The following is a 13037-nucleotide window of genomic DNA, read 5'->3' on the forward strand; positions in this document are numbered from 1 at the left end:
TTTTAAGAACGGCTAATTTTCCGCAGAATAATTAACGTTTGCAAAAATGAAGCGACTTTTTGGTTAAGCTAAAAACAAGCAATTTTTTTACGGTGTTGTATGCAGTTTTTTTATTCGAAAATCAGTTTTAATTGTCCATTTTCAGGAATTAAATTCCACTTTTCGCATAGTTGGTCAAATTCCAATTTCATTTTTTCAATATCTGTTAAGTTCATTTGCGGAACTCTAATTCCGTTAATACTTTGAGCTTCCCAATTTATTAATTCAATAAATTGTTCAGTTTTCGCTGCACCAGAACCAACAGATTGAAGGTTTCTCGCCATAATTTCAGATAGCCAAGTTTCAGAGCCCAAATTTCGAATTATTTCTTTATCTGATAATTCTTCTATAGTCATTCCAGATTTAACCTTTCCGTAAAAACCTTTTTCCAATTTGAATTTTTTTTCAACAAGATAGTGAGCAATGTCGTGATTTGGAAAATCAGGTCCAAGATTCGCACTTGTTAATGTTCCATCCTTTCTTTTACAAGTTAGAGTATTTCTATTTTTACCTTTTGTGAATATTATTTCCATTTCTCAAATTTCACTTAACTTAAGACGATTATGACGTTGTTTTAATGTCTTAATAATCGGTCTTAGCGAAATTATAAGAAAATAAGTTTAGATACAAACTAAATTATTCTACTAAAACTCTCTTTTATACTTTGTAACTTTGTAATTCTGAAACTAAAAAAAATGAACATAGAAAACGCACAAAAACAAGTAGACGATTGGATTAAAAATCACGGAGTTCGTTATTTTAATGAATTAACAAACATGGCACAATTAACGGAGGAAGTTGGTGAAGTTGCTAGAATTATTGCAAGACGTTATGGAGAGCAAAGTGAAAAAGAATCGGACAAAAATAAAGATTTAGGAGAAGAATTGGCAGATGTGCTTTTCGTAGTTTTGTGTTTGGCAAACCAAACAGGAATCGATTTGCAAGATGCTTTTGAGAAGAAATTAGATATTAAAACGAAACGCGATCACGATCGCCATCATAACAATCAAAAATTAAAATAAAATGACTTTATTAGAAAAAATAAAACAACCATTATTCTGGTCTAATTTTGTAAAAGTTGCCATTCCTTTTTTTATTTTGGTAACTTTAATTTCGTTATTTATGAACTCTTGGCAAGAAATTTTTGCTGGCGATTTCGCAAAAGTGAATGAAATAAATTTCGCTGGCGATAAATGGAAAACTTTTTGGGGATTAAAAATTGTAATAAGTACTTTTTATGGTATTTGGGTTACGAATAAGAAGATGAAATAAGTAATTTGTCATTCCTGCGAAGGCAGGAATCCAAAGAGACTCTTCAAAATATTCAAAAAGTCACTTCAAAAAAAGGTAATTATTTTACAGAGGTTTTACAGCTTTATTTATTTACTAACTATGATTTCCTGCTGGAGTTTATCTTGAGCGAAGTCGAAAGGCAGGAATGACAGAAAAGAAAAGTCAGTTCTAAAAATTTAGAACTGACTTTTTTTATAAATTTATAATATAAATCCTAATCCAACTGAATCAAATCAATATCACTTTCTTTTACTTTTAGGTTTAACTCTCTCACTCCATTTACAAACAAAGCATTTAGTTTTGCCAATTCTGCATCAATGTCTTTGGTGATTGCATTTTTAAAATCAATGGCTTGTTGTGTTGGAGCATAATTTCCAATTCTGGTTAAAGAATTTAAATGAGCCAATTTATTATTCAAACGAATTGGGTAATTTAAAGGGTCTTGTCCGCTTTTAGATTTTGTTTGATACAATGTTTCTTCAATTTTGGTCATGTCTTTTACTAAAGTATCAGCATAGTCTAATAAAGCTTTGTGCTTTTCTTTATCTTTAATAGATTTCTTTAACAACCCAACTTGACTTCTAATTTTCTTTACATTTTTTAATGCTTTGTGTATTTCCGTCATTTTTGTGTTGATATCGTTAATGAAATCGAACTGAGCTTTCATATCACTTTCTGTAGCTTCCGAAGTTGGGTTTCTCAAAATATTAAAATCTTGAGTCATTTTTTTATCATTCACAGCCAATTCCACTTTGTAGTTTCCTGGCAAAGCCATTGGTCCGCTTAAAGATGCCCACCAAAGAATCATTCCTTTTACAGATTCAGCTCCAGGATACATCATGTTCCAATAGAAAATATTATTTCCGTCTTTTACATTTAAATTTTCTTCCTTCTTTTCTTTATCTGGTTTTGTAGAATATTTTTTGATAAGGTTATCATTTGTGTCATAAAAAGATAAAGAAACTACCTCTTTTTCTCCTTTTTCTTTAATAAAATAATTTACAGCAACACCTCCTGGATGATTCGTTCCAGCAGTTCTCGAAGTTCTTCCACGACCACCACTCATATTATAAGCATCTTTTGGCTTGTATAAAACAATTTCTTCTTTTAAAGTTGATGAATTTAGTTGATGAATTGGTGTTAAATCGTCAATAATCCAAAGCGAACGACCTTGAGTTGCAGCAATCAAATTATCATTTTTAATCGCCAAATCTGTAATAGGTACAATTGGTAAGTTTTGCTGAAAAGATTCCCAATCTTTTCCATCATTAAAAGAAATATACATACCTTTTTCTGTTCCAGCATACAACAAATCTTTACGTTTTGGGTCTGCTCTTAAAGCTCTTGTAAAAGCTTCGTTTTCAATTCCATCTACAATTAATTTCCACGATTTTCCGTAATTTTCTGTTTTGTAGATATAAGGTTTGTAATCTCCAGACTTGTATTTCGTTCCTACAATATAAGCCCCACCTTTTGTAAAAGGATCTACTTCAATGCAGTTAATCATCATCCATTCTGGCATTTTATTCGGAGTTACATTGTCCCAAGAAACGCCATTATTTTTAGAAACGTGCACCAAACCATCATCTGAACCCGTCCAAATTAAGCCAGCTTCATAAGGCGATTCTGTTGCTGCGAAAATAGTTCCATAATATTCTACACCAGTATTATCTTGTGTAATTGGTCCACCAGAAGATTTTAAAGTTTCTGGGTCGTTTCTTGTTAAATCCGGACTAATTAATTTCCAAGATTGTCCTTCATCTTCTGTAACGTGTAAATGGTTAGAAGCCGCATACAAACGTTTTTTATTATTTGGCGAAAAGAAAATAGGAAAATTCCACTGGAAACGATATTTAAAATCTTCGGCTCCATGTCCCATAGGATCGTCTGGCCAAACATTTATCGCTCTTGTCTCTCCAGTTTTATGATTTTGTCTTGTTAACAAACCTCCATAACTTCCTCCGTAAACAATATCATTATTTAAAGGATCTACAGCAATATGAGCACTTTCTCCACCAGCAGTAGATTCCCAATCCGATTCTGTTATAAATCTTCCAGCAGTTCTGTGAGATATTCTAACGGTTGAATTGTCTTGTTGCGCGGCTAAAATTCTATATGGAAAATGATTATCTGTAGTAACTCTGTAAAATTGAGAAGTTGGCTGATTCATATATGTACTCCAATTCTCTCCAGCATCAAATGAAACTTGCGCTCCTCCATCATCTCCAATAATCATTCTTTGGTTGTCTTCTGGTGCAATCCATAAATCGTGATGATCTCCATGAGGTGCATTATAAGTAGAATATGTTTTTCCTCCATCTGTAGATTTATGGTAGCGAACATTCAACACATATAAAATATCTTCATCTTGTGTATCTGCATACAAACGTGTGTAATACCAAGCTCGCTGACGTAATTTTCTTTCAGAATTTATCAAACGCCAATTTTTTCCAGCATCTGTAGATTTGTAAATTCCACCTTTCTCATTTTCAATTAATGCCCAAACAATATCGGAATTTACAGGAGAAACTGTAACACCAGAAATTCCCCAAATGCCTTTTGGCAATCCTTTATTTGTAGAAATGTTTGTCCAAGTTTCTCCTTCGTCTGTACTTTTAAACATGGCAGAGCCTTTACCTCCTGAAGATAAACTGTAAGGAGTTCTGCGAACATCCCAAGTAGTTGCGTATAAGATCCTTGGATTATTTGGGTCGATAATTAAATCGATAACTCCAGAGTTTTCATCCGAAAACAACACTTTTTTCCAGTTTTCTCCACCATCAATAGATTTGTAAACACCTCTTTCTTGGGTTGGTTTGTATAAATCTCCCATAACTCCTGCAAAGACGATATCTGGGTTTTTAGGATGAATTCTCATTCTTGGAATATGGCGTGAATTTTTTAAACCCATGTGTTTCCAAGTTTTTCCTGCATTTTCCGATTTCCAAATTCCATCTCCAGAAGAAACATTTCCACGAACGGTTTTTTCTCCCATTCCAACATACATTACATTATTATCCGATTCAGAAACTGCTACAGAACCAACAGAACCTCCGAAAAATCCGTCGGAAATATTCTGCCAAGTATTACCAGCATCTGTAGTTTTCCAAACGCCACCACCAGTTGCGCCCATGTAAAAAAGATTCGCTTTCCCAGAAACCCCAGTAACAGCAGCACTTCTTCCTCCTCTAAAAGGGCCAATATTTCGCCATTCTACTGCGCTAAAATATTCGTTAGAAACTTTGTTAGCATTTTTTTGTGCATTAACTTTGGCGTTCACAGAGAAAATCATGCAAATTGCCAGAAAAAGATATTTTTTCATGTTTGGTAAGTTGTAGTTTTGAGGTTTAAAAATAAGAATTAAAATCAAGTTTTAGAATGGACATATTGTTAAATGTTTTAAAGGATAAAAAAATAAAGGAAGAAATAACAATTTCTGGTTCTAAAAGTGAATCTAATAGATTACTTATTTTACAAAACTTATTCCCTGAAATTACAATTGAAAATTTATCAGATTCAGACGATTCTATTCACATGCAACATGCATTATCAACAAAAAAAGAAATTGTAGATATTGGGCATGCAGGAACAGCAATGCGCTTTTTAACATCTTATTTTGCAGTAAAGGAAGGTAGAGAAACTGTGCTTACAGGTTCCGAAAGAATGCAAAACAGACCTATCGAAATCTTGGTAAATGCACTTAAAGATTTAGGCGCAGATATTTCTTACGAAGATAAAGTTGGCTATCCACCAATTCGTATTAAAGGAAGAAAATTAATAGCGGATAATGTCCAAATTAATGGAAATGTTAGTAGCCAATATATTTCTTCTTTATTATTGATTGCTTCAAAATTAGAAAACGGATTAACTATAGAATTGGTAGGCGAAATTACCTCAATCCCATATATTAATATGACATTGAGTTTATTACATCAATTAAATATTGAAGCAAATTTCGAAGGAAATATTATAAAAGTATTACCAAAGAAAGAAATTGAAAAACAAACAGTTGTAGTAGAAAGCGATTGGTCTTCTGCAAGTTATTTTTATTCGATAGTTGCATCTGCTGAAATTGGTTCAGAAATAAAATTATCAGCATATAAAAAAGAAAGTTTACAAGGCGATTCTTGCTTGGCAGAAATCTATCAACATTTTGGGGTTTCAACAACTTTCGGTGAGAATTTTATCAACCTTAAAAAAGAAAAAGCATCCAATAAAGAAGTTTTAGAAATCGATTTAAGAGATGCACCAGATATTGCACAAACAATTGCAGTAACATGTTTTTCTGAAGGAATTTCTTGTAATTTAACAGGTTTACACACCTTAAAAATTAAAGAAACAGATAGGTTAGAGGCTTTAAAAGAAGAATTAACCAATTTAGGCGCTTCAATATCTGTAACGAACAAGAGTTTGCGTTTAGAGGAATCAGTAGAGATTAACGAAAATATTTCTATAAAAACCTATAACGATCATCGAATGGCAATGGCATTTGCACCTTTAGCATTAAGAGTTCCTATTAATATATTAAATGCGGAAGTTGTTACAAAATCGTTTCAGAAATTTTGGGATGATATGCAACAAATTGGTATTAAAATAGATAAACTGTAAATTAATAGACGAAACACTTGACAACGCCTATTCGCATATCGTATATTTGCAACCTTTATAGCAAAATATATATATGAAATTATCACATTTTGAATTTGAGTTACCAGAAGAGTTACTAGCAGTTTATCCAGCAGAACACAGAGACGAATCTCGTTTAATGGTTTTGGATAGAAAAACTCAAACTATAGAACACAAACAATTTAAAGACGTTATAAATTACTTCGATGAAGGTGATGTTTTAATGTTAAACAATACCAAAGTTTTTCCTGCAAGAATGTTTGGTAACAAAGAAAAAACAGGAGCAAGAATAGAAGTTTTCTTATTAAGAGAATTAAATGCAGAAAATAGATTGTGGGATGTTTTAGTAGATCCAGCAAGAAAAATTAGAATTGGAAACAAATTATTTTTTGGAGAAGACGATAGTTTAGTAGCAGAAGTAATAGATAATACTACATCAAGAGGAAGAACTTTACGTTTTTTATTCGACGGTTCTTACGAAGAATTTAGAGCAAAACTATTAGAATTAGGTCAAACTCCATTACCTAAAGAAATAAATAGAGAGGTAGAAGCAATCGACGAAGAGCGTTACCAAACTATTTTTGCGAAGCACGAAGGAGCTGTAGCTGCACCAACTGCAGGTTTACATTTTTCGAAACATTTAATGAAGCGTTTAGAAATTAAAGGAGTCGATTTTGCAGAAATGACGTTACACGTTGGTTTAGGAACTTTTAGTGCAGTTGAAGTAGAAGATTTATCGAAACACAAAATGGATTCTGAGCAAATTGTAATTCCAGCAGCAACTGCAGATAAAATTAACAAAGCGAAGAAAGAAAAAAGAAGAATTTGTGCTGTGGGTACTACTGTTATGAGAACTGTAGAATCTTCGGTTTCTTCGAAACAAGAGTTAAATGCGTTCGAAGGTTGGACCAATAAATTCATTTTTCCACCACACGATTTTAGTATAGCAAACGCGATGATTACAAATTTTCATCCACCAAAATCTACTTTAATGATGCAATCTGCCGCATTTGCAGGATACGATTTCTTAATGGATGCTTATAAAGAAGCGATAAAAGAAGGTTATAAATTCTCGACTTACGGAGACGCAATGTTGATAATCTAATTTATTCTATAAAAGAATAATATAAAATTTAAAGACTGACGATGTATAATTGTCAGTCTTTTTGTTATTTGGGCGTTCCCTAAAAAGGTCACGCTTTCCATTATATCTTTTTAAATAAGTTATTGCGAATAAAGCTTTTTTTGCTTTATGTGGCAATCTCATTATAAAATACACCAATTATTTCCTCATTTAAAAAGGATGCCATTTCAATCGCTAACGCACCTATTTGCAAGCTTTAGCCATAACTTCAAATTATATGCGTATTTTTGCAACTGTAATATTTTAACTTTTCAAAATTATAGAAAACTTGACTAAAAAGAAAGACATAAGAGCCTTAACAAAAGAACAATTAAGAGATTTTTTTGTGGAAAATGGCGACAAAGCATTTCGTGGAAATCAAGTTTATGAATGGCTTTGGAGCAAATCTTTACATACTTTTGAAGCAATGACAAACATTTCTAAAGAAACCAGAGAAATGTTAGAAGCAAACTTCGTAATCAACCATATTAAGGTAGATTCTATGCAGAAGAGTAAAGATGGAACCATAAAAAACGGAATTAAATTACACGATGGTTTAGTGGTAGAATCCGTTTTAATTCCAACTCCAAAAAGAACAACAGCTTGTGTTTCGAGCCAAGTTGGTTGTAGTTTAGATTGTAAATTCTGTGCAACTGCACGTTTAAAAAGAATGCGAAATCTAAATCCAGACGAAATTTACGATCAAGTTGTAGTTATCGACAAACAAAGTAGGTTATATCATAATAAAAAACTGACCAACATTGTTTTTATGGGAATGGGAGAACCATTAATGAACTATAAAAACGTGCTAAAATCTATTGAGATGATTACCTCGCCAGAAGGTTTAGGTATGTCGTCTAAAAGAATAACAGTTTCCACTTCTGGGGTACCAAAAATGATTAAAAAAATGGCCGACGAAGAAGTGAAATTCAATTTAGCAGTTTCGCTACATTCAGCAATAGATGAAGTTAGAACTTCAATTATGCCTTTTAATGTTAATTTTCCATTAGCAGATTTAAGAGAATCTTTAGAATATTGGTACGAAAAAACACAACGTGCAATTACGTATGAATATATTGTTTGGGGAGGAATTAACGACCGAAAAGAAGACATAAAAGCATTGGTAGAGTTTTGTAAATATGTGCCTTGTAAAATTAACTTAATAGAATATAACCCAATTGACGATGGTGAGTTTCAACAAGCAAGTCCATCTGCAATAAATAATTACATTTCAAATTTAGAAATGAATGATATTACTGTAAATGTTAGGCGTTCTAGGGGAAAAGATATAGATGCCGCTTGTGGACAGTTAGCAAATAAATCGTAAAAATAAAATAATTACTTTTACTCTGTGAAACCAGTAGAACTTATAAAACTTCCCATAAAAAACGAAATGGAACTCTTTGAAGAAAAGTTCAAAGAATCTATGCTTTCTAAAGTTCCGTTATTAAACAGAATTACATATTATATTGTTCGTAGAAAAGGAAAACAAATGCGACCAATGTTTGTTTTTTTAGTAGCAAAAATGGTTTCTAATGGTGGTTTCGACGAGCGAACTTACAGAGGAGCATCTGTTGTAGAATTAATACACACAGCAACCTTGGTACATGATGATGTTGTAGATGATTCTAACAGACGAAGAGGTTTCTTCTCTATAAATGCACTTTGGAAAAATAAAATTGCTGTATTAGTGGGTGATTTTTTGTTATCTAAAGGGTTATTGCTTTCTATAGATAATGAAGATTTTGACTTGTTAAAACTTATTTCTATTGCAGTTCGTGAAATGAGTGAAGGGGAATTACTTCAAATTGAAAAAGCTCGAAAATTAGACATTACAGAAGCTATTTATTTTGATATTATTCGTAAGAAAACAGCTACTTTAATTGCCGCTTGTTGTGGAATTGGAGCCGCTTCTGTTGGTGCAAACCAAGATTGTGTACAACAAATGCGAAAATTTGGAGAATATATTGGTGTTGCTTTTCAGATTAAAGACGATTTGTTCGATTATTCTGATGAGAAAATAGGAAAACCAACTGGAATTGATATTAAAGAGCAAAAAATGACATTGCCTTTAATTCACACTTTAAATAATTGTTCTAAAAAAGAAAAAGCGTGGTTAATTAGCTCTATAAAAAAACATAATAAAGATAAGAAACGTGTGAAAGAGGTTATAGCTTTCGTAAAAAAGAATGGTGGTATTGAATACACAACCAACCAAATGAACGACTACAAGAACAAAGCAATTGCTATTTTAGAAAACTACCCAAATTCCGAGTATAAAAAATCGTTACTTACTATGATTGATTATGTTGTAGAACGTAAGATTTAATTACCTGTTTAGTTTACCTAATTTTTCAATTTTGTATAACCAATTTTCCCTATAACTATCTTTAGAATTTCTTAAAGAACCAATTGTTGTAAATTTCACAGGTTTTATGCCCACAAAATCACAAGTCAGTTTTTTGATTGAATTGTAACTTGGTTGATTGTTTATCCATCTGTAATACCAGGCAGGTTGGTCTAAAGTAGAAATAACTCTTGCAGATTTTCCAGTTAAATATTTATCCCACCAAACTGAATTTTCTCTTTTTTTGAAAGCAAAATTGGGCAGAAATACACGATCTATAAAACCTTTTAAAATTGCAGGATAAGAACCCCACCAAACAGGATACACCCAAACAATATGGTTTGCCCATTTAATTAATTTTTGAGCTTTTAGCAAGTCTGGCTCTAATTCCATTCTTTTTCGATAACCAAATTCTAAATTCGGATTAAATTCTAAATCACGAATATGAATCTCTTCAAAAATAGCATTAGAATTTAGTACCCCTTTTTTATAAGCTTCAGCAATACCAAAACAAAAACTTTTTTTATCTGGATGTCCATTAATAAGTAGAATTTTCTTTTTTACCATTGAAATGTTTTTCTACATCAAAGGTATTTCACAAATAATAAGTTCTACTTGACAATTGTCAAGAAATTACTTTGCTCTAATTCTGCTAAAAGTTTCTGGGGTCATTCCTAAATAAGAAGCGATGTGTTTAGAGGCGACTCTTAAGAAAAGTCGAGGTCTTTTCTCTAATAGAATTTCATAACGTTCATGTGCCGTTTTTAGTTGTAAATCGTCTATTCTTTCTACCAAATCAATATAAATTTGCTGTAAAAATAAACGTCCAAAACGTTCGAATTTTGGATTCGATGCAAATAAGTTTTCTAAATCTGAATGTGCTATTTTAAAGACTTCTAAGTCCTCTAAAACTTCAATATTATATTTGCTTGTTTTACGCTGAATAAAACTATCTATTGCAGTAATACTTTCTTGTTCTGAAGCAAAATGACATGTAATATCTTTATCTTCTTTATAATAAAAAACTCTTGCAACACCAGAAATTATAATATACATATGGTTACAAATTCTACCACTTTCGTGTAAAATATGTTGTTTTGGATATTTTTCGAAAGTCATTATTTTTTGAAAAGCCTCAGCTAATTCTGGGTTTTCTAATAATAATGATGCATTTTTTTCGAAGAAAGCGTGCATTTTAAAGTTTTAAAAGTTCCTCTACAAACTCTCTAGAATTAGAAAGTCTTGGTACTTTGTGTTGGCCACCCAATTTTTTCTTTTTCTTTAACCAACTGTAAAATAACCCTTCTTTTGCTTTGTGAACTTTTGGCGCCATCAACGTCATGTTTTGATAACGTTTCGCTTCATAATCAGAATTTATTGCCTTTAATGCATTGTCTAACATTTCTGTAAAAAAGGAAAGATTTTTTGGTGTTTTTTCAAATTCTATAATCCATTCATGTCCACCTTTTTCTTTTCCTTCCATAAAAATTGGGCCGACTGTGTAATCTTTAATAGTTGCTTCTGTTTTCTCACAAGCCAACCTTAAAGCTTCTTCTGCATTTTCGATAATTAACTCTTCACCAAAAACATTTATATGATGTTTTGTACGCCCAGTAATTTTAATTCTGTGTGGATCTAAATTTGTAAATTTCACAGTATCACCAATTAAATAACGCCACAAACCACCATTTGTAGTAATTATTATGGCATAATTTACATCTTTTTTTACTTCAGAAAGAGGAATTGCAACAGAGTTTTCTCCATTATAAGTATCCATAGGAATAAACTCATAGAATATTCCGTAATCTAACATTAACAATAATTCTTTAGAACCATTTCTGTCTTGAATTGCGAAAAAACCTTCGGAAGCATTGTAAATTTCGTAATATTTAAATTCCTTTTTTGGAATTATTTTTTTGTATTGTTCGCGGTATGGATTAAAATTTACACCACCGTGAAAATAGACTTCTAAATTTGGCCAAACTTCCAGGATATTGTCTTTTCCTGTTCGTTCTAAAATTCGGTTTAATAAAACGAGCATCCAACTTGGCACACCTGCCAAACTAGTAATGTTTTCGTTGATTGTTTCATCGATAATGGCATCCATTTTGGTTTCCCATTCGCCCATTAACGCAACTTCTTGACTGGGAGCAGAACTAAAATCCGCCCAAAAAGGCATGTTTTCTATAATTATTGCAGACAAGTCTCCAAAATAAGAATCGTTATCTCTGTAAACGTCGGAACTTCCTCCCAAACGCAATCCTTTTCCAGTAAATAACTGCGTTTTTGGGTTGTTGTTAATGTACCAACACAACATGTCTTTTCCTGCTTTCATGTGGCAATATTCCAAAGCCTCGTCACTCACAGGAATAAATTTACTTTTCGAATTTGTAGTTCCGCTCGATTTTGCAAACCATTTTATAGGCGAAGGCCAAAAAACATTTTGTTCTCCTCTTCTGGAACGTTCGATTAATGGCTCAAAAGTTTCGTATTTCTGAATGGGAACTTTATCTGAAAAATCTCTGTAGTTTTTTATTGATGAAAACTCTTTTAGTTTTCCAAATTCGGTGTTTTTAGAGGAACTAATCAGTTTTAATAAGAGTTCGTTTTGAACATCAATTGGATATTTAAGAAACAGCTCTATTTGATGTTTTCGTTTCTTTAAAAACCAAGAAATAATAGAATTGATAATTTGAAACGCCATAGAAATTCGTAAGTTTGTTTAGTTGGATTTTAAAAATAAGCACTTTAAAACCGAAGTTTAAAAATACTAAAATTTGTGAGATGACATACCAAGGAGTTTTAAAAAAAATGAAAACGGAAAATGCTGAAGAAATTCAGTATTATTTAGATATGAATTCCGATTTTTTAAACATGAATCAGCTGTTAAATAAGGAATTTACGATTTCTTTCGTGAAATACGAATGTTTAAACTGTCATTTAGAAAAAGAAATTTACAGACAAGGTTTCTGTAAATCTTGTTTTTTTGACATTCCTTCTGCTGGAGATTGGATTATGAGACCCGAATTAAGTACAGCACATTTAGATCAAGAAGACCGTGATTTGGTATATGAAAAATCGGTGCAATTACAACCACATATTGTGTACTTGGCAAATTCGAGCAACGTAAAAGTGGGTGTTACAAGAAAAACACAAGTCCCAACTCGTTGGATAGACCAAGGTGCACATGAAGCCATAGAAATTGTAGAAGTGCCAAATAGGTATTTAGCAGGAATTACAGAAGTTGCATTAAAAGAGCATGTTGCCGATAAAACCAATTGGCGAAAAATGCTAAAGAATGATGTAGATGATGAAAATTTGGTCGAATGGCGAAATAAATTAGAACAATATATTCCTGAGGAAGCCAAAGAATATTTTATCAATAGTAATTCGGAAACCAATTTAAAATTTCCTGTTGTAAAATATCCAGCAAAACCCAAAAGTCTAAATTTGATAAAAACACCAAATTACAAAGGAAAGTTAGTCGGAATAAAAGGACAATATTTAATTTTTGATGACGAAACCGTTTTTAATATTAGAAGTAATGAAGGTTTGGTGGTGAGTATTGAAGTGTAGAAAAGAAAATTATTAAAGTTTTTTTGTTTCTAT

12 protein-coding genes are annotated in these 13037 nt (G+C 31.9%); 7 read left to right on the forward strand and 5 right to left on the reverse strand.

What is annotated here, in order from left to right:
• Positions 1-110: 110 nt before the first annotated feature.
• The gene (locus tag H9I45_RS13575; RefSeq protein WP_088353996.1) at positions 111-572 is read right to left on the reverse strand and encodes a hypothetical protein; all 462 of its coding nucleotides are present in this window, start codon (positions 570-572) and stop codon (positions 111-113) included.
• A 162-nt stretch (positions 573-734) separates the two neighbouring features.
• On the opposite strand from H9I45_RS13575, the gene H9I45_RS13580 reads away from it, so the two are divergent.
• A complete protein-coding gene (locus H9I45_RS13580) occupies positions 735-1061 on the forward strand; it encodes a nucleotide pyrophosphohydrolase (RefSeq protein WP_088353997.1) in 327 nt (108 codons plus the stop codon).
• 1 nt (position 1062) lies between these two features.
• Positions 1063-1311 (forward strand): hypothetical protein, encoded by a 249-nt coding sequence (locus H9I45_RS13585; RefSeq protein WP_088353998.1) that lies wholly within the window; start codon positions 1063-1065, stop codon positions 1309-1311.
• Between the two features lie 235 nt (positions 1312-1546).
• On the opposite strand, the gene H9I45_RS13590 is transcribed toward H9I45_RS13585, so the two are convergent.
• Positions 1547-4654 (reverse strand): VPS10 domain-containing protein, encoded by a 3108-nt coding sequence (locus H9I45_RS13590; RefSeq protein ID WP_088353999.1) that lies wholly within the window; start codon positions 4652-4654, stop codon positions 1547-1549.
• A 56-nt stretch (positions 4655-4710) separates the two neighbouring features.
• Here H9I45_RS13590 and H9I45_RS13595 point away from each other — a divergent pair, with 56 nt between their 5' ends.
• The 4 genes from H9I45_RS13595 (at position 4711) to H9I45_RS13610 (ending at position 9410) form a co-directional block, all read left to right on the forward strand.
• Positions 4711-5940 (forward strand): 3-phosphoshikimate 1-carboxyvinyltransferase, encoded by a 1230-nt coding sequence (locus H9I45_RS13595; RefSeq protein ID WP_088354000.1) that lies wholly within the window; start codon positions 4711-4713, stop codon positions 5938-5940.
• 73 nt (positions 5941-6013) lie between these two features.
• Positions 6014-7063, forward strand: coding sequence for a tRNA preQ1(34) S-adenosylmethionine ribosyltransferase-isomerase QueA (gene queA, locus H9I45_RS13600; protein ID WP_088354001.1), 1050 nt, complete (start codon positions 6014-6016; stop codon positions 7061-7063).
• Positions 7064-7370: 307 nt separating this feature from the next.
• Entirely contained in the window at positions 7371-8408 is a 1038-nt protein-coding gene (rlmN, locus tag H9I45_RS13605) for a dual-specificity RNA methyltransferase RlmN (protein WP_088354002.1), read from the forward strand.
• Between the two features lie 24 nt (positions 8409-8432).
• Positions 8433-9410, forward strand: a complete 978-nt coding sequence (locus H9I45_RS13610; protein ID WP_088354003.1) for a polyprenyl synthetase family protein — start codon at positions 8433-8435, stop codon at positions 9408-9410.
• On the opposite strand, the gene H9I45_RS13615 is transcribed toward H9I45_RS13610, so the two are convergent.
• From H9I45_RS13615 to H9I45_RS13625, 3 genes are all read right to left on the reverse strand, one after another.
• Positions 9411-9995: an NAD(P)H-dependent oxidoreductase gene (locus tag H9I45_RS13615; RefSeq protein WP_088354004.1), complete on the reverse strand. Its 585-nt coding sequence runs from the start codon at positions 9993-9995 to the stop codon at positions 9411-9413.
• 66 nt (positions 9996-10061) lie between these two features.
• Positions 10062-10622 carry a Crp/Fnr family transcriptional regulator gene (locus H9I45_RS13620; protein ID WP_088354005.1) on the reverse strand — a complete coding sequence of 187 codons (561 nt, stop codon included), beginning with the start codon at positions 10620-10622 and terminating at the stop codon, positions 10062-10064.
• 1 nt (position 10623) lies between these two features.
• A complete protein-coding gene (locus tag H9I45_RS13625) occupies positions 10624-12132 on the reverse strand; it encodes a GH3 auxin-responsive promoter family protein (RefSeq protein ID WP_088354006.1) in 1509 nt (502 codons plus the stop codon).
• Positions 12133-12212: 80 nt separating this feature from the next.
• On the opposite strand from H9I45_RS13625, the gene H9I45_RS13630 reads away from it, so the two are divergent.
• Positions 12213-13004 carry a DUF2797 domain-containing protein gene (locus tag H9I45_RS13630; RefSeq protein ID WP_088354007.1) on the forward strand — a complete coding sequence of 264 codons (792 nt, stop codon included), beginning with the start codon at positions 12213-12215 and terminating at the stop codon, positions 13002-13004.
• The last annotated feature ends 33 nt before the right edge of the window (positions 13005-13037 follow it).

Source organism: Polaribacter haliotis (assembly GCF_014784055.1).
Lineage (GTDB): Bacteria > Bacteroidota > Bacteroidia > Flavobacteriales > Flavobacteriaceae > Polaribacter > Polaribacter haliotis.

Bases quoted from the DNA above. Each gene is read 5' to 3' on its own strand.
- H9I45_RS13630 (WP_088354007.1), top strand. From the start codon at position 12,213: ATGACATACCAAGGAGTTTTAAAAAAAATGAAAACGGAAAATGCTGAA.
- H9I45_RS13580 (WP_088353997.1), top strand. From the start codon at position 735: ATGAACATAGAAAACGCACAAAAACAAGTAGACGATTGGATTAAAAAT.
- H9I45_RS13625 (WP_088354006.1), bottom strand. From the start codon at position 12,132: ATGGCGTTTCAAATTATCAATTCTATTATTTCTTGGTTTTTAAAGAAA.
- H9I45_RS13595 (WP_088354000.1), top strand. From the start codon at position 4,711: ATGGACATATTGTTAAATGTTTTAAAGGATAAAAAAATAAAGGAAGAA.
- H9I45_RS13620 (WP_088354005.1), bottom strand. From the start codon at position 10,622: ATGCACGCTTTCTTCGAAAAAAATGCATCATTATTATTAGAAAACCCA.
- H9I45_RS13590 (WP_088353999.1), bottom strand. From the start codon at position 4,654: ATGAAAAAATATCTTTTTCTGGCAATTTGCATGATTTTCTCTGTGAAC.
- queA (WP_088354001.1), top strand. From the start codon at position 6,014: ATGAAATTATCACATTTTGAATTTGAGTTACCAGAAGAGTTACTAGCA.
- H9I45_RS13615 (WP_088354004.1), bottom strand. From the start codon at position 9,995: ATGGTAAAAAAGAAAATTCTACTTATTAATGGACATCCAGATAAAAAA.
- H9I45_RS13575 (WP_088353996.1), bottom strand. From the start codon at position 572: ATGGAAATAATATTCACAAAAGGTAAAAATAGAAATACTCTAACTTGT.
- H9I45_RS13585 (WP_088353998.1), top strand. From the start codon at position 1,063: ATGACTTTATTAGAAAAAATAAAACAACCATTATTCTGGTCTAATTTT.